This is a genomic window from Campylobacter sputorum subsp. sputorum, from assembly GCF_008245005.1.
Taxonomy (GTDB): domain Bacteria; phylum Campylobacterota; class Campylobacteria; order Campylobacterales; family Campylobacteraceae; genus Campylobacter_F; species Campylobacter_F sputorum.
In genome coordinates this window covers 239,566-257,323 of the sequence record NZ_CP043427.1, presented here as the reverse complement: position 1 = coordinate 257,323, position 17,758 = coordinate 239,566, and the positions used below count along the sequence as shown (strand labels likewise).

At 28.9% G+C, this 17,758-nt stretch carries 17 protein-coding genes and 2 pseudogenes; 15 read left to right on the top strand and 4 right to left on the bottom strand.

Features of this window, described 5'->3' with window-relative positions; genetic code table 11:
- The first annotated feature begins 52 nt into the window (after positions 1-52).
- The 15 genes and pseudogenes from CSPT_RS01300 to CSPT_RS01225 all read left to right on the top strand — a co-directional run bounded on the left by CSPT_RS01300 (position 53) and on the right by CSPT_RS01225 (position 14,423).
- Entirely contained in the window at positions 53-514 is a 462-nt protein-coding gene (locus CSPT_RS01300; protein ID WP_089181947.1) for a hypothetical protein, read from the top strand.
- Between the two features lie 128 nt (positions 515-642).
- On the top strand, positions 643-939 hold the full coding sequence (locus CSPT_RS01295) for a hypothetical protein (protein ID WP_143297546.1): 297 nt from the start codon (positions 643-645) through the stop codon (positions 937-939).
- A 14-nt stretch (positions 940-953) separates the two neighbouring features.
- The gene (locus tag CSPT_RS01290; protein WP_089181945.1) at positions 954-1,619 is read left to right on the top strand and encodes a hypothetical protein; all 666 of its coding nucleotides are present in this window, start codon (positions 954-956) and stop codon (positions 1,617-1,619) included.
- Positions 1,620-1,832: 213 nt separating this feature from the next.
- Positions 1,833-2,297, top strand: a complete 465-nt coding sequence (locus CSPT_RS01285) for a hypothetical protein (RefSeq protein ID WP_089181944.1) — start codon at positions 1,833-1,835, stop codon at positions 2,295-2,297.
- Between the two features lie 9 nt (positions 2,298-2,306).
- Positions 2,307-8,093 carry an SPM autocatalytic domain-containing protein gene (locus CSPT_RS01280; RefSeq protein ID WP_149051349.1) on the top strand — a complete coding sequence of 1,929 codons (5,787 nt, stop codon included), beginning with the start codon at positions 2,307-2,309 and terminating at the stop codon, positions 8,091-8,093.
- A pseudogene (locus tag CSPT_RS09395) lies at positions 8,090-8,560 on the top strand (calcium-binding protein); the annotation flags it as partial. The gene CSPT_RS01280 and the pseudogene CSPT_RS09395, both read left to right, overlap by 4 nt.
- Positions 8,561-8,647: 87 nt before the next feature.
- On the top strand, positions 8,648-9,346 hold the full coding sequence (locus CSPT_RS01270) for a calcium-binding protein (protein WP_149051348.1): 699 nt from the start codon (positions 8,648-8,650) through the stop codon (positions 9,344-9,346).
- Positions 9,343-9,813, top strand: a pseudogene (locus tag CSPT_RS09390) (calcium-binding protein); the annotation flags it as partial. The gene CSPT_RS01270 and the pseudogene CSPT_RS09390, both read left to right, overlap by 4 nt.
- Before the next feature lie 111 nt (positions 9,814-9,924).
- Positions 9,925-10,146, top strand: a complete 222-nt coding sequence (locus CSPT_RS09215) for a hypothetical protein (RefSeq protein ID WP_249040769.1) — start codon at positions 9,925-9,927, stop codon at positions 10,144-10,146.
- A 158-nt stretch (positions 10,147-10,304) separates the two neighbouring features.
- Entirely contained in the window at positions 10,305-11,327 is a 1,023-nt protein-coding gene (locus CSPT_RS01250) for a tetratricopeptide repeat protein (RefSeq protein WP_089181942.1), read from the top strand.
- Positions 11,305-11,730 carry a ribonuclease HI gene (rnhA, locus tag CSPT_RS01245; RefSeq protein WP_089181941.1) on the top strand — a complete coding sequence of 142 codons (426 nt, stop codon included), beginning with the start codon at positions 11,305-11,307 and terminating at the stop codon, positions 11,728-11,730. Before CSPT_RS01250 ends, rnhA begins: the two co-directional genes overlap by 23 nt.
- Positions 11,731-12,411, top strand: coding sequence for a ribonuclease III (rnc, locus tag CSPT_RS01240; protein ID WP_181892295.1), 681 nt, complete (start codon positions 11,731-11,733; stop codon positions 12,409-12,411).
- Complete coding sequence (aroC, locus tag CSPT_RS01235) at positions 12,408-13,487, top strand: chorismate synthase (RefSeq protein WP_089181939.1); 1,080 nt, start codon at positions 12,408-12,410, stop codon at positions 13,485-13,487. The genes rnc and aroC overlap by 4 nt, the downstream gene beginning before the upstream one ends.
- A gap of 2 nt (positions 13,488-13,489) precedes the next feature.
- Complete coding sequence (gene rdgB / locus CSPT_RS01230) at positions 13,490-14,104, top strand: RdgB/HAM1 family non-canonical purine NTP pyrophosphatase (protein ID WP_089181938.1); 615 nt, start codon at positions 13,490-13,492, stop codon at positions 14,102-14,104.
- A gap of 88 nt (positions 14,105-14,192) precedes the next feature.
- Positions 14,193-14,423: a c-type cytochrome gene (locus tag CSPT_RS01225; RefSeq protein WP_089181937.1), complete on the top strand. Its 231-nt coding sequence runs from the start codon at positions 14,193-14,195 to the stop codon at positions 14,421-14,423.
- Between the two features lie 11 nt (positions 14,424-14,434).
- Here CSPT_RS01225 and CSPT_RS01220 read toward each other — a convergent pair whose 3' ends face one another.
- From CSPT_RS01220 to recA, 4 genes are read right to left on the bottom strand one after another with little or no spacing between them, the layout of a single operon-like run.
- Positions 14,435-15,184, bottom strand: coding sequence for an AMIN domain-containing protein (locus tag CSPT_RS01220; RefSeq protein ID WP_089181936.1), 750 nt, complete (start codon positions 15,182-15,184; stop codon positions 14,435-14,437).
- A 12-nt stretch (positions 15,185-15,196) separates the two neighbouring features.
- Entirely contained in the window at positions 15,197-15,469 is a 273-nt protein-coding gene (locus CSPT_RS01215) for a hypothetical protein (RefSeq protein ID WP_089181935.1), read from the bottom strand.
- Entirely contained in the window at positions 15,466-16,716 is a 1,251-nt protein-coding gene (eno, locus tag CSPT_RS01210; RefSeq protein WP_089183281.1) for a phosphopyruvate hydratase, read from the bottom strand. The genes CSPT_RS01215 and eno overlap by 4 nt, the downstream gene beginning before the upstream one ends.
- Positions 16,716-17,753 carry a recombinase RecA gene (gene recA / locus CSPT_RS01205; RefSeq protein WP_089181934.1) on the bottom strand — a complete coding sequence of 346 codons (1,038 nt, stop codon included), beginning with the start codon at positions 17,751-17,753 and terminating at the stop codon, positions 16,716-16,718. The genes eno and recA overlap by 1 nt, the downstream gene beginning before the upstream one ends.
- Positions 17,754-17,758: the final 5 nt, after the last annotated feature.

Here is a 17,758-nt window from a genome sequence, read left to right as displayed (position 1 = left end):
TGCAAATTTTATAAAATTATGCAAATTTAATATTTAATTCGAGAAATCATTTATGGACAATACAGAACAAAAACCAATTTTTGTAATGAAAAGAAAAAAATCTTTTATGATTACTTTGTATTATATATTTGTTATTCTTTGGGATTTAGCAACAGCATTTGTTTGTATAGCTTTTATGACATTAGATAACATTGTTGCAAATATAATTGGATTTGTACTTTTAATTTTTTTACCATATAAATTTTTTTGCATGTTTGATATAAAAGAAGTTATTTGCTATGAAGACTATTTTATAATTAAAAGAAAGTTTTTTACTAAAAAAATTTTTTACAATAGATTAAAATACTATTGCTCTTTACCAACTATTACAGCCAAAACACTAGGATTTAGATTTAAAAAATATAGATTTACAGTAACTATTAATAAATATATGTTTAAAAAAGATGACATCAATAAATTTATAGAGTTTTTAGAAAGTAAAAATATCACTAAATATAAAATGTTTAAATTATAAGGAGTATTTATAAAAGTATTTAAAATTATTATTAAAGACATATTATATTTAATTATTTTTTTATGCTTTTTGTTGGTGGTTTATTATTATTTTTGAACTATGGTGGACTTGATAGGGAGGCTACTGAATTGGGAGAGAAAACAGTATATGATATTGAGTTAATTTTAATCAAAAATGGCTATTGCTCATCATTTCAAGATTGCACAAATAAACATATACTTCCATATGATGGATTATTTAATACATTATATTATGATGTTTATTACAATGTAGATAAAAACACAAGAGATGAAATTTGTACCATTGTTAAAGAACTCAATAAAAAACACCAAAATGTTGGATTTGTTATCAAATTTTATGACTATAATCCTATATTTGATAGAGTTCAAAAAAACAAGAAAGCATTCTATAAATGTAAATATTAATTAAAAGGAAAAAATTGAAAAATCCAAATTTAACAAAAGAAGAATATAAAATATTAGAAAAAGAGTATGATGAATTTGGCAAATTATCACCTTATGAGAAATTTTGTGAAAAAATGTTTCTAGCACAATTTTTGTTATTGTTTTTTGTTTTTATCCTACCTATAGATATATTCGATAAATTTCCATTTTTAAATATTTTTACAAATTTTATGAATGAAATTTTTATTAATATTAAAATTTATACAAATAAAAGCAAAATACCTGAAATTTGCGAATTTTATTTAAGTTATATATGGTTAATTTTAGTTATATTTTGTTTATGGCATATCTATAAAATTCCACATATGACAAAGGAAGCTAGAAAATATTTTGGAACTGGTGAATTTAAAAATAAAGGAATTTTAAAAGAAAAATTTATACCATTGTTTAAGAATAAAAATAAAAGTCTTAAAGATTATGTTTTCATTATATTTATAACTATATTTTTTGCTTGGTGTATATTTGGATTTATTGTAGGCAATATAGTAGATACATTGCTGGGTAATTGGATGTTTCATAGTAGATTTGGACTATTTATATATGCTTTATTTCAAAATTTAGGTATATATGCACTATTTTTTATATTTACTACTATATTTCTTGTAAGAATAAATTTAAAAAGATTAAAAAATAACATTTAAAGGAGTATAAAATGACACAAGAAGAAAAAGAAAATCAAGAAAGAGCTGAAAGTATTGCATTAGTTGAAACAATAAACAACAGATATTTAAATATCTATAAAAGTAAATTTATATTAAATTAAAAATATAAAATAGTTATTTTTATATAATATTTTTTAATGATAAATTTTATAAAATTATGTAAATTTAATATTTAATTTCGAGAAATCATTTATGGACGATACAGAACAAAAACCAATTTTTGTAATGAAAAGAAAAAAATCTTTTATGATAACTTTGTATTATATATTTGCTACTCTTTGGTATTTAGCAGCAGCATTGGTTTGCTTTGGCTTACTGTTTAATGATAATATCACTTTTAATATTATTGGATTTGTACTTTTAGTTTTTACGCCGTATATATTTTTTTATGCTTTTGATATAAAAGAAGTTATTTGCTATGAAGACTATTTTATAATTAAAAGAAAGTTTTTTATTATAAAATGCTGCTATAGCGAATTAAGAAATGAATATAGTATAATTAGAACTATATTACTACATGGTTTAGTTATTCCATACAAAAAATTGAGATTAAAGCTTTTTATAAATTTAAATATGTTTAAAAAAGATGACATCAATAAATTTATAGAGTTTTTAGAAAGTAAAAATATCACTAAATATAAAATGTTTAAATTATAAGGAGTATTTATGCAAGGATATGCTTACACAAGAGACAACAATGGAACAAAAGAGGTAGTTGTATTTGATAAGAATACTGGAAAAACAGTAGCACTAGCTAGTTTTAGTGGATATTTAGCTCTTAGTGGAGGCATGATAAGTAAAGGATTAGAAGCAGCTGGTTCTGTTACTAAAGGAACTATAATTGGTAAAATATATGCAATAACTGATGGAGTTATCTCTGGTGTTTTTGATAAACAAGGAAATCCAGATAAAAATTCTACAGATGTAATTGGAACTTCTGCAACTGCAATGTTAATAGGGGAAATTGGTGCAGTTGCCGGTTCTTTTATTCCAGGTATAGGAACAACTATTGGCGCAGTAATAGGTGGAGTTGTTGGTGCTATTGCCGGTTCTGTTGTAGGAGAAAATGCTTATGAAGGAATTATAGATGCAATATCAAAAGCTATAGATTTAGCCGATGAAGCGGCAAAGCGTATAAATAATTTTTTCGACAATAAAAATCCCCTCCCACCCTTCATGGATAACAAATCTACAATTCCTAGTTTTCCACTAAGTCAATTTGAAAACCCCTTTACCCTCCCAACCATCTATGACCCACTTATCCTTGATTTAGATAATGATGGTATAGAAACAACTACTTTAGATAATGGTGTATATTTTGATCATAACTCAGATAATATAAGTTTTAAAACTTCATGGGTTGGTAATGATGATGCTCTTCTTGTAGTAGATAAAAATTTAAATAATCAAATAGATGATGGAAATGAACTATTTGGAAATTTTACAAAACTAAATAATACAAATAACCATGCAATCAATGGCTTTCATGCTCTAAAAGAGTATGACACAAATAAAGATAATATAATAGATATAAATGATAAAGAATTTAAAACTCTTAAACTATGGCAAGATAAAAACTCTAATGCTTTAGTAGATGATAATGAGCTTTTTAGTTTGGAAGAAAAAGGTATAAAATCTATAAATTTAAATCACAAAATATCAAATGAAATTATTAATACTGATAACACTAAAGAACTAACTTCAACATTTACTAAATTTGATGGCACAACTGGTGAAATAGCAGATATTAATCTTAAAGTTAATAAGGTTGATTCAATATATAAAAAAGATACTATTCTTGATGAGAAATATATAAACTTACCTTATATAAAAGGATATGGTTTTTTAAGAGATTTAAATAAAGCTGCCTCTCTTTCTACTTCTTTATATAATACTTTAAAAACCTATATTAATGCAACTACTAAAGATGAACAAATTAAACTATTACAAACCTTAGTAAAAGAGTGGTCAGATACTACTAGTAAGAATAACTCATACTCTTTACAAAAATCTACCATTATAAATAATAATATGCCTGAAATTAAGATTATAAACCTAGTAGATAAATTAAATAGCGATACTAGTATAAATAAAGATATCATTTATAATGAAATAATTAATCTAAGTAAAAATTCAAGTGATGAAAGATTTAAAGATGGAAATTATTTAATAGAAATACTTAAAAACAATAACAATCAACTTCCAAACTCTTATACTGCATATAAAAACATAAGACTAACTCCTTCTGAAAATAACTCTATGATGAATGAAAAAATAGATGATGGTTTACTTAAAGAATTTGACTCTATAAAATATAAACTTCAAATCATTGATAATTTTAGAGGTGAAGTTACACCAACACTTTATTATAATACAAATAGTGATATAAAAGATATAATAAATAATATAAACAAAGCTTACGATGATATACTAGACTTTACTTATAAATCTTTACTAACACAAACTAGGCTTAAAGAGTATATCGGTTTAATAGACTTAAACATAGAAGAGACCACAAATTCAAATGACAATAACATTAGTTATAAATTTAATCTAAACTATGATAAAGCTATTTCTAAATTTAATGAAATAAATAAAACTGATCCTAAAAAAGCATTCACTGATTTAGCAGATTTTATAACTCTTTTTGAGAATAAAAATGATATAGTAGAACTTGCTTCACTATTTAGTAACTTTATAAATCAAGCTAGTAAAGATGGTAATTTAAATGAATACAAAGATTTAATTTATAAATACAATACTTTAACATATATCATAGCAGAACAAAAAAATAGTAATATAAAAGGATACAATTCTAATGATATAATTTATGGCAATGGTGGAGATGATACCATAGAAGGATATGGAGGAGATGATACCCTTTATGGTGGAATAGATAATGACACTTTATTAGGCGGAGATGGTAAAGACACGCTATATGGAAACGAAGGTGGCGATAAACTTCATGGTGGAAATGATGATGATATCTTAAATGGAAATGAAGGCAATGATTATCTTTATGGCAATAACGGCAATGACACTTTATTAGGCGGAGAAGGTAGCGATAAACTTTATGGTGAATATGGAAATGATACTTTAATTGGTGGAAAAGGTAATGATTATCTTGATGGAGGCTATAATGATGACACCTATATATTTGCTAGAGGAGATGGGCAAGATATTATAAGTGATAATTCTGGAAATAATATAATTAAATTTCAAGAAGGTATTGCTAAAGAAGATATTTTGGCAACAAGAATAGCAAATAGTAATGACTTAAAAATAACAATAAAAAATAGTAATGATAGCTTATATATAAACAATGCATACAATAATTTTAATATTAAATTTAGCTTTAGTGATAATACAATCTTAACATTAAATGATATTGCATTACAAGTAGATGACGATGATAATAGCAATAATCTAAAAGGATACAATTCTAATGATATAATTTATGGCAATGGTGGAGATGATACCATAGAAGGATATGGAGGAGATGATACCCTTTATGGTGGAATAGATAATGACACTTTATTAGGCGGAGATGGTAAAGACACGCTATATGGAAACGAAGGTGGCGATAAACTTCATGGTGGAAATGATGATGATATCTTAAATGGAAATGAAGGCAATGATTATCTTTATGGCAATAACGGCAATGACACTTTATTAGGCGGAGAAGGTAGCGATAAACTTTATGGTGAATATGGAAATGATACTTTAATTGGTGGAAAAGGTAATGATTATCTTGATGGAGGCTATAATGATGACACCTATATATTTGCTAGAGGAGATGGGCAAGATATTATAAGTGATAATTCTGGAAATAATATAATTAAATTTCAAGAAGGTATTGCTAAAGAAGATATTTTGGCAACAAGAATAGCAAATAGTAATGACTTAAAAATAACAATAAAAAATAGTAATGATAGCTTATATATAAACAATGCATACAATAATTTTAATATTAAATTTAGCTTTAGTGATAATACAATCTTAACATTAAATGATATTGCATTACAAGTAGATGACGATGATAATAGCAATAATCTAAAAGGATACAATTCTAATGATATAATTTATGGCAATGGTGGAGATGATACCATAGAAGGATATGGAGGAGATGATACCCTTTATGGTGGAATAGATAATGACACTTTATTAGGCGGAGATGGTAAAGACACGCTATATGGAAACGAAGGTGGCGATAAACTTCATGGTGGAAATGATGATGATATCTTAAATGGAAATGAAGGCAATGATTATCTTTATGGCAATAACGGCAATGACACTTTATTAGGCGGAGAAGGTAGCGATAAACTTTATGGTGAATATGGAAATGATACTTTAATTGGTGGAAAAGGTAATGATTATCTTGATGGAGGCTATAATGATGACACCTATATATTTGCTAGAGGAGATGGGCAAGATATTATAAGTGATAATTCTGGAAATAATATAATTAAATTTCAAGAAGGTATTGCTAAAGAAGATATTTTGGCAACAAGAATAGCAAATAGTAATGACTTAAAAATAACAATAAAAAATAGTAATGATAGCTTATATATAAACAATGCATACAATAATTTTAATATTAAATTTAGCTTTAGTGATAATACAATCTTAACATTAAATGATATTGCATTACAAGTAGATGACGATGATAATAGCAATAATCTAAAAGGATACAATTCTAATGATATAATTTATGGCAATGGTGGAGATGATACCATAGAAGGATATGGAGGAGATGATACCCTTTATGGTGGAATAGATAATGACACTTTATTAGGCGGAGATGGTAAAGACACGCTATATGGAAACGAAGGTGGCGATAAACTTCATGGTGGAAATGATGATGATATCTTAAATGGAAATGAAGGCAATGATTATCTTTATGGCAATAACGGCAATGACACTTTATTAGGCGGAGAAGGTAGCGATAAACTTTATGGTGAATATGGAAATGATACTTTAATTGGTGGAAAAGGTAATGATTATCTTGATGGAGGCTATAATGATGACACCTATATATTTGCTAGAGGAGATGGGCAAGATATTATAAGTGATAATTCTGGAAATAATATAATTAAATTTCAAGAAGGTATTGCTAAAGAAGATATTTTGGCAACAAGAATAGCAAATAGTAATGACTTAAAAATAACAATAAAAAATAGTAATGATAGCTTATATATAAACAATGCATACAATAATTTTAATATTAAATTTAGCTTTAGTGATAATACAATCTTAACATTAAATGATATTGCATTACAAGTAGATGACGATGATAATAGCAATAATCTAAAAGGATACAATTCTAATGATATAATTTATGGCAATGGTGGAGATGATACCATAGAAGGATATGGAGGAGATGATACCCTTTATGGTGGAATAGATAATGACACTTTATTAGGCGGAGATGGTAAAGACACGCTATATGGAAACGAAGGTGGCGATAAACTTCATGGTGGAAATGATGATGATATCTTAAATGGAAATGAAGGCAATGATTATCTTTATGGCAATAACGGCAATGACACTTTATTAGGCGGAGAAGGTAGCGATAAACTTTATGGTGAATATGGAAATGATACTTTAATTGGTGGAAAAGGTAATGATTATCTTGATGGAGGCTATAATGATGACACCTATATATTTGCTAGAGGAGATGGGCAAGATATTATAAGTGATAATTCTGGAAATAATATAATTAAATTTCAAGAAGGTATTGCTAAAGAAGATATTTTGGCAACAAGAATAGCAAATAGTAATGACTTAAAAATAACAATAAAAAATAGTAATGATAGCTTATATATAAACAATGCATACAATAATTTTAATATTAAATTTAGCTTTAGTGATAATACAATCTTAACATTAAATGATATTGCATTACAAGTAGATGACGATGATAATAGCAATAATCTAAAAGGATACAATTCTAATGATATAATTTATGGCAATGGTGGAGATGATACCATAGAAGGATATGGAGGAGATGATACCCTTTATGGTGGAATAGATAATGACACTTTATTAGGCGGAGATGGTAAAGACACGCTATATGGAAACGAAGGTGGCGATAAACTTCATGGTGGAAATGATGATGATATCTTAAATGGAAATGAAGGCAATGATTATCTTTATGGCAATAACGGCAATGACACTTTATTAGGCGGAGAAGGTAGCGATAAACTTTATGGTGAATATGGAAATGATACTTTAATTGGTGGAAAAGGTAATGATTATCTTGATGGAGGCTATAATGATGACACCTATATATTTGCTAGAGGAGATGGGCAAGATATTATAAGTGATAATTCTGGAAATAATATAATTAAATTTCAAGAAGGTATTGCTAAAGAAGATATTTTGGCAACAAGAATAGCAAATAGTAATGACTTAAAAATAACAATAAAAATAGTAATGATAGCTTATATATAAACAATGCATACAATAATTTTAATATTAAATTTAGCTTTAGTGATAATACAATCTTAACATTAAATGATATTGCATTACAAGTAGATGACGATGATAATAGCAATAATCTAAAAGGATACAATTCTAATGATATAATTTATGGCAATGGTGGAGATGATACCATAGAAGGATATGGAGGAGATGATACCCTTTATGGTGGAATAGATAATGACACTTTATTAGGCGGAGATGGTAAAGACACGCTATATGGAAACGAAGGTGGCGATAAACTTCATGGTGGAAATGATGATGATATCTTAAATGGAAATGAAGGCAATGATTATCTTTATGGCAATAACGGCAATGACACTTTATTAGGCGGAGAAGGTAGCGATAAACTTTATGGTGAATATGGAAATGATACTTTAATTGGTGGAAAAGGTAATGATTATCTTGATGGAGGCTATAATGATGACACCTATATATTTGCTAGAGGAGATGGGCAAGATATTATAAGTGATAATTCTGGAAATAATATAATTAAATTTCAAGAAGGTATTGCTAAAGAAGATATTTTGGCAACAAGAATAGCAAATAGTAATGACTTAAAAATAACAATAAAAAATAGTAATGATAGCTTATATATAAACAATGCATACAATAATTTTAATATTAAATTTAGCTTTAGTGATAATACAATCTTAACATTAAATGATATTGCATTACAAGTAGATGACGATGATAATAGCAATAATCTAAAAGGATACAATTCTAATGATATAATTTATGGCAATGGTGGAGATGATACCATAGAAGGATATGGAGGAGATGATACCCTTTATGGTGGAATAGATAATGACACTTTATTAGGCGGAGATGGTAAAGACACGCTATATGGAAACGAAGGTGGCGATAAACTTCATGGTGGAAATGATGATGATATCTTAAATGGAAATGAAGGCAATGATTATCTTTATGGCAATAACGGCAATGACACTTTATTAGGCGGAGAAGGTAGCGATAAACTTTATGGTGAATATGGAAATGATACTTTAATTGGTGGAAAAGGTAATGATTATCTTGATGGAGGCTATAATGATGACACCTATATATTTGCTAGAGGAGATGGGCAAGATATTATAAGTGATAATTCTGGAAATAATATAATTAAATTTCAAGAAGGTATTGCTAAAGAAGATATTTTGGCAACAAGAATAGCAAATAGTAATGACTTAAAAATAACAATAAAAATAGTAATGATAGCTTATATATAAACAATGCATACAATAATTTTAATATTAAATTTAGCTTTAGTGATAATACAATCTTAACATTAAATGATATTGCATTACAAGTAGATGACGATGATAATAGCAATAATCTAAAAGGATACAATTCTAATGATATAATTTATGGCAATGGTGGAGATGATACCATAGAAGGATATGGAGGAGATGATACCCTTTATGGTGGAATAGATAATGACACTTTATTAGGCGGAGATGGTAAAGACACGCTATATGGAAACGAAGGTGGCGATAAACTTCATGGTGGAAATGATGATGATATCTTAAATGGAAATGAAGGCAATGATTATCTTTATGGCAATAACGGCAATGACACTTTATTAGGCGGAGAAGGTAGCGATAAACTTTATGGTGAATATGGAAATGATACTTTAATTGGTGGAAAAGGTAATGATTATCTTGATGGAGGCTATAATGATGACACCTATATATTTGCTAGAGGAGATGGGCAAGATATTATAAGTGATAATTCTGGAAATAATATAATTAAATTTCAAGAAGGTATTGCTAAAGAAGATATAAGTTTTAGCTATAGTGAAAATAACTTGAATATACAGTATAGCAATATTGATATTATAACAATCAACAACTCATCATATAAAATAGAATTAGACGATGGAAGCTTTATAACAAGTAATCAAATAGCTAAGATAATACAAGATTTAAATGCATTTGCAAAAGATAATGGTATTGCAAATATAACTAATGATACTATAAGAAATAACCAAAATATGATGAGTATAGTTATGGGCGGTTGGAATAACTAAAAAACTTAACAAAGTAATAAAAAATATAAAATATTTTAAAGATAACTAGTTATTAGTTATCTTTATTCAAATTTAATCGTATAGATAAAATCAAAATTATTTATAAACCTATAAAGCATATTGTGTTAAAATTACGCAAATCACAAAAAAGAGTAAATTTGGAAAATTTTTTTATAGAGTATCGTGATCCTATTTTTGGGCTTATAGTCTTGATTGGTGTGTTTTTTTTAATAGCATTTTTTAGCTATATTTGGGGAATTTTAGGCACAAAAGATGACAAAAAAAAGATACAAAATTTCATAAAAAAATTTGAAAGCACACCAGGTTTAAACGATGAGCATAAAAAATTGCTTTTTGATATAGATTTAGACGCACACTCATTTGCAGTTTTAGCCCAAACTTTCGCAAAAAGCGGAAGCTTTGAAAAAGCTATCGTGATATATCTTGTTGCGATTGAAAAAAATAGCAAAAAACAAGAAAAAATAGAGCTTTTAGTAGAGCTTGGAAAAGTTTATTTTAAAGCCGGTTTTTTGCAAAGAGCCGAAGATGTTTTTTTAGACACTTTAAAACTAAAACCTAGAAATCAAGAGGCACTAACATACCTAATGCTAATATATGAAAGTTTTAAAAAATTTGATAAAGCTATGGAAGTTTTAGATGCATTAGAAGAACAAGGTGCAAATGTAGATAAAAACAAAATTTATATACAAATAAATGAGATAATAGCTCAAAAAATACCTCTTGAAGAAAAGATAGAAAAGATTTTAAATTTCGATGATGAATCTGAAATTTCAAAAAGAGCGTGTATGGAACTTTTGCTTAAAAATGGCAAAAAACTGAGTGAATTTAAAAATTTACCAAGTATAGATGGGGTTATAGACATACTTTGGCATGATAATGAAATCGTAAATTTACAAGATGAAGAGTATAAGGCTTTGTATTTCGCAAAAGGTATGATAAACGAACAGGCTAAAAGTAAATTTTTTGAAATTAATGCTGTTGGAATTTTAAGGCAAAATAATTACAATTGTGCCGATATAAGTTTTTCATATATGTGTAAAAACTGCAAAAATTCACTTCCTATGCATTTTTACAGATGTCCGATATGCCATAGTTTAGATGGTGTAAATATAAGTATGAATATAACAAAGAGTTATAATGAAAATAGTGAAACTTTTTAGCGATGGAAGTTGCCTTGGAAATCCAGGAGTTGGGGGCTGGGCTTATATACTAGAATACAATGAATACCAAAAAAAAGATAGTGGTACAAGTGAAAAAACAACAAATAATCAAATGGAATTAACAGCAGCTATAATGGGCATAAAAGCATTAAAAGAGCCTTGTGAAATAAAGCTTTTTACTGATAGTTCTTATGTAGCAAATGCCATAAATTCTTGGCTTAAAAACTGGATAAAAAAAGATTTTAAAAAGGTGCAAAATGTTGAGCTTTGGAAAGAGTATATAAAAGTAAGCTCGATACATAATATAAAGGCATTTTGGGTTAAAGGGCATAGTGGTCATCCGCAAAATGAAGAGTGTGATAAAATGGCAAGAGATGCGGCAAATAAATTAAAAAATGGATAGATTATGAAATTAGACAAAATTCAAAACTTACTTGGTTATAAATTTAAAAATGAAGCTCTACTCATAAATGCATTAACACACAAAAGTTGCAAAAAAAAGCATAGCAATGAAAGGCTTGAGTTTTTAGGCGATGCTGTTATGGATCTAATAGTAGCTGAGTATCTTTGTAATAAATTTAAAGATATGAATGAAGGAGATTTATCAAAACTAAGGGCGGCTTTAGTAAATGAAAAAAGCTTTGCAGCACTTGCTTCTTTGATAGATTTGCAAAATCATATCATATTATCAAGTGCAGAAGAAAACAATAAAGGAAGACAAAAGCCATCTTTATTATCAGACGCATTTGAAGCGATAATGGGGGCTATTTACATAGAAAGCGGCATAGAAAAAGCAAAAGAAGTAGCCATAAATTTACTAAAAAAAGAGTATGAAAATATAAATTTAAAAACTATCAGCAAAGATTATAAAACAAGGCTTCAAGAAATTACTCAAGCAACTTATGGCAAAACACCGCAATATGTTTTAATATCTTCAAAAGGACCGGATCATAAAAAAGAATTTACAATGGCTTTAATGCTTGATAACAAAGAAATATCCAGCGCTAGCGGTACAAGCAAAAAAGAAGCCGAACAAAATGCAGCTAAACTTGCCATAGAAATTCTATCAAAAGGAAAGAAATGAATACTTTTGGCACAAGGCTTAGGCTTAGCACTTTTGGAGAAAGTCACGGCGTGGCAATCGGGGGTATGCTAGATGGTTTGCCATCAAATGTAAAGATAGATGAGAGCTTTATACAAAATGAACTTGATAAAAGAAAACCTGGGGGTAAATTTGCAACTTCAAGAAAAGAAAGCGATAAGGTGCAAATTTTAAGTGGTGTTTTTGACGGATTAAGCACCGGCTGTCCAATTGGCTTTATAATACACAATGAAAATCAAAAATCATCCCATTATGAGAACATAAAAGATATCTTTCGCCCAGGACACGCTGATTATACATATTTTATGAAATTTGGTACAAGAGATTATAGAGGTGGCGGGAGAAGTAGTGCAAGAGAAAGTGCAATAAGAGTGTGTGGCGGGGCTATATCACAACTTTTGCTATCAAATTTTGATATAAATGTTCAAAGTGCAGTTTATAGTGTAGGGAATATATCATCAAAATTTGAAAATATAGATTTTAAATACGCACAAAATTCCGAAATTTATGCTTGTTCAAAAGAGTTTGAAGATAAATTTAAACAAGAGATAATAAATGCAAAAAACTCTCACAACAGTGTAGGTGGAAGCGTTATAACCAAAATAACTGGGGCTATGGCTGGACTTGGCGAGGTATTGTATGCTAAATTTGATGCTAAATTAGCAGAAGCTATGATGGGTATAAATGGGGTAAAGGGCGTTGAGATAGGAAATGGTATAAACTCAGCTAAAAGTAATGGCTTTGAAAACAATGATTTTATGGATAAAAATGGCTTTTTAACTAACCATAGTGGCGGCATACTTGGTGGAATTACAAATGGCAATGAAATAATCATAAAAACTCACTTTAAGCCAACTCCATCAATATTTTTACAAGAACCAACAATAGATATAAATTTAAAAGAGTGCATTTGCGAACTAAAAGGCAGACATGATCCTTGTATAGCAATTCGTGGAAGTGTCGTAGCAACAGCAATGGCAAGACTAGTATGTGCAGATATGCTACTTCTAAATGCAAGTGCAAATTTAGAAAATTTAAAGAAAATTTACAAGGATTAATGTTGAAAATAATAGTCGCAACTGGCAATAAAAACAAAGTAAAAGAGATAAAAGATTTTTATAAAAATTATGAAATTTACGCACTAGATGAGATAATAAAACCATTTGAAATAATAGAAAATGGCGATAGTTTCGCAAAAAATGCTCTTATAAAAGCAAATGCCGTTTTTGATAAACTTAGCAATCAGCAAAAAGATGAATTTATAGTTTTAAGCGATGATAGCGGCATTTGCGTGGATATATTAAACGGTGAGCCAGGAATTTACTCAGCAAGATATAGCGGAGAAAATGCAACAGATATCAAAAATAGACAAAAACTTATATCAAAGCTAAATGAATTAAGCTTAAATGCAACACCAGCACATTATACAGCCTGTATAGCAATAGCCTGTAAATTTGGTAGTTACACAACTCATGGATGGATGTATGGTAAGATCATAAATGAAGAACGCGGAGAAAATGGCTTTGGATATGATTTCATGTTTATCGCAAATGGATTTGACAAAACCATAGGCGAACTTGATGAGAAAACAAAATTAAAAATTTCTCATAGATCAAATGGTTTAAGAAATGCCGATTTTATTATACAAAGTTTAAAAAAATATTACGAGGTATAATTATGAAAAAATTCTTTATTTGTCTTATTTTATCCATAATTTCATTAAGTGCGACACAAACAGATCAATCAGAACAAGATGCTAAAAAATTTATAAAACTTGTGCAAACTGCCATGGTATAAATGGAGATAGTCCAGCTCTTGGTAAAAGTGCTGCTATAAATTTAATGAACGAAGAGCAGATATCACAAGCTCTTAATGGATATTTAGATGGAAGCTATGGCGGAGAGTTAAAAATTGTTATGAAAGTGGAAGCACAAAAACTAACAAAAGAAGAGATACAAAGCGTTGCAAAATATATACAAACACTAAAAAAATAAGCCATTTTGGCTTATTTTGCTTTTAGTATATAATTATCTCCATCTTTTAACAACTCGTATTTATAATTCTTATCTAAAGATATAACAACTCTATAAAATTTACCATGTGCTCCAAAAGTTGCATTTTTGAAAATTCCGCAACTAATGTCTAAAACCTTTGTTTTAAAATTAGCTTTTTTTCTTGAAAAATCTATAGCTATTTTGTTTTGACCATCGACTTTAAAATCATTTATTAAAGTGTCATTTGTTACAAATTTTATGCTCTTTGTATGAACATCAAATCTTATTAAATTCTTAAAAGTGATAGTTTTTAGTGGAACTACGATATTTGGAATGATAGAATTTGAGATATTTCTCTCATTTAAAATTTCAGTTTTTATACTATCGCTTATTATTTGCTCATCCATCTTTTTACCGCTATTAGAACTTTTTGTTACAGATATATCTAAAACTGGTGTTGTAGATGGTTCTGGGGCTTTAACAACACTTAAAGACAAACCATCTTTCCAGTTTATAGATGAGTTTATATCTACTGTTTTTTCTTTAATGCTACCATCAACACTTTTATAATAAATAACCACGCGATCTATCTCTCTTGCATCATTGGGTAGATTAAAAATTTTTCTATCAAATGGTTTTGCATTTAAATTTACATTAGTAGTTACTAAGCTGGAATTTGCCTCATCGATAGGCAAAAACGGATTTTCCCTAGCATAAATAATACAAACGATAAACACACAAATTAATAAAATCTTCCTCATTTATAACCCTACTTAATTATTAGGCTCTAAGCCAATAAGTTCAAAATACTCTTTTTGAAGCAAAGCATTTTCTTGTTTAAGATGCTCTAACTCTTTTTTCAAAGACTCTTGTTTATTTTGTATAAAAATAAGTGTTTCTAAAGATCTTTTTCCAAAAAACATATTTCCAACATAAACTCCAAGTCCAACTACTATAACAATAACCAAAATATACTTAAAAAGTTTTCTTACAAAATGTACTACAACCGACTCTTTTGGGTTATAGTTATCAAGAATTTCACTCAAATACTATTTCCTAAGAATTCATCTGTTTTGTTTTCTATCTCTAAAAGCCTATTATATTTTGCATTTCTTTCGCTTCTAGATGTTGCACCTGTTTTGATTTGTCCGGTGTTTAATCCAACTGCAAAATCAGCTATAAAGCTATCCTCGCTTTCGCCACTTCTATGGCTCATTATGGTTTTATAGCCATTTCTTTTAGCAAGCCTAACTGTTTGCATTGTTTGAGATACGGTTCCAATTTGATTTGGTTTTATTAAGATAGCATTTCCAACACCTCTTGTAATACCATCTCTTAAAATTTTCTCATTTGTTACAAAAAGATCATCTCCAACTAATTGCACTTTAGAACCTAATCTTTGAGTAAGTTTTTTCCATCCATCCCAATCATCTTCACTTAGCCCATCTTCTATAGAACAAATTGGATATTTCTCACACAAACTTTCATAATAATTTATCATATCATCACTGCTAAACTCTTTGCCTTCCATAACATAGGATCCATCTTTATAAAACTCGCTTGATGCCACATCTAAGGCTAATTTTATATCACTTCCTGCTTTGTATCCGCTTTTTTCTATAGCTTGTAAAATAATTTTTATAGGAGCTTCATTGTTTTCTAAATTTGGAGCAAAACCGCCCTCATCGCCAACTGCGGTGCTATGACCAGCTTCATCTAAAATCTTTTTTAAGTTATGATAAATTTCAACACTAGCTCTTAGTGCATCGCTAAATTTATCAAATCCATACGGCATTATCATAAATTCTTGAAAATCAAAACTATTGTTAGCATGCTCTCCGCCATTTATGATATTAAACATAGGAACTGGAAGTATGCTAGCATTAATACCGCCTATATATCTAAAAAGAGGCACATTGAGTGCTCTTGCAGCTGCTCTTGCTACAGCCATAGATACGCCCAAAACCGCATTTGCTCCTAAATTTGAATAATTTGGAGTTGCGTCTAAGTTTTGCATAATCATATCTATATTTTTTTGTTCAAAAACACTTTTACCAACAACTGCATTTAATATAATCTCATTTACATTTTGAACAGCTTTTAAAACGCCTTTACCACAATACCTATGATCTTTATCTCTTAGCTCTAAAGCTTCTCTTTTTCCGGTACTTGCACCACTTGGCACAATAGCACTTTCTATAACACCATTATCTAAATAAACAGTTGCTTTTACAGTTGGATTTCCTCTGCTATCAAGAACTTCAGTTGCTTTTATGTTTGTAATTATAGGCATCATTCATCTCCATCAATATTTTTTTCATCTTCATCATAACCGGACAATAATCCACCAATAGAACTTTTTAATTTATCAATTATCTCAGTAGCAACTTCTGAATGCTCTTTTAAATAAGCTTTTGAGTTTTCTCTACCTTGACCAAGTTTTGTGTCTTGATAACTGAACCAAGCACCGCTTTTATCGATAATATCAAGCTTTACGCCATAGTCTATTATCTCGCCTTCTTTGCTAATCCCCTCTCCATACATTACATCAAATTCAGCCGTTTTAAAAGGAGGTGCGACCTTGTTTTTAACTACTTTAATCCTAGTTCTATTGCCTATTGGTTGATCATTTTGCTTTAAAGTAGCAATTTTTCTGACATCAAGACGAACCGATGCATAAAATTTAAGTGCATTTCCACCAGTTGTTGTTTCAGGATTACCATAAGCCATAGCACCTATTTTCATACGAATTTGGTTTATAAATATGATAGTTGTATTCATTTTATGAACGACACCTGTTAATTTTCTTAAAGCTTGAGACATAAGTCTTGCTTGCAAACCAACATGTGAATCACCCATATCGCCATCTATCTCGGTTTTTGGAGTTAAGGCTGCAACTGAGTCAACAACTATAAGATCAACCGCACCACTTCTTGAAAGAGTTTCAACTATGTCAAGAGCTTGTTCGCCAAAGTCTGGCTGAGATACAAAAAGATTATCTGTATCTACACCAAGATTATGAGCATATTTTACATCAAGTGCGTGCTCTGCATCTACAAAAGCACAAATTCCGCCATTTTTTTGAGATTCGGCTATTATATGTAAGGCGAGTGTGGTTTTACCAGAACTTTCTGGTCCATAAATTTCTATAATTCTACCTTTTGGAATTCCACCAATTCCAAGAGCTATATCAAGACCAATAGATCCAGTAGAAATAGAATCAATTGGCTCTACTTGTTTATCGCCAAGTCTGATAATAGTGCCTTTACCAAAGGCTTTATCAATCTGTTTTAAGGCTACATCAAGAGTTTTTTTCCTGTTTTCATCCATTATTA

Coding starts and splice junctions, on each gene's coding strand:
- CSPT_RS01300 (WP_089181947.1), top strand. CDS start 53: ATGGACAATACAGAACAAAAACCAATTTTTGTAATGAAAAGAAAAAAA.
- CSPT_RS01285 (WP_089181944.1), top strand. CDS start 1,833: ATGGACGATACAGAACAAAAACCAATTTTTGTAATGAAAAGAAAAAAA.
- CSPT_RS01280 (WP_149051349.1), top strand. CDS start 2,307: ATGCAAGGATATGCTTACACAAGAGACAACAATGGAACAAAAGAGGTA.
- rnhA (WP_089181941.1), top strand. CDS start 11,305: ATGAAAATAGTGAAACTTTTTAGCGATGGAAGTTGCCTTGGAAATCCA.
- aroC (WP_089181939.1), top strand. CDS start 12,408: ATGAATACTTTTGGCACAAGGCTTAGGCTTAGCACTTTTGGAGAAAGT.
- CSPT_RS01220 (WP_089181936.1), bottom strand. CDS start 15,184: ATGAGGAAGATTTTATTAATTTGTGTGTTTATCGTTTGTATTATTTAT.
- eno (WP_089183281.1), bottom strand. CDS start 16,716: ATGCCTATAATTACAAACATAAAAGCAACTGAAGTTCTTGATAGCAGA.
- recA (WP_089181934.1), bottom strand. CDS start 17,753: ATGGATGAAAACAGGAAAAAAACTCTTGATGTAGCCTTAAAACAGATT.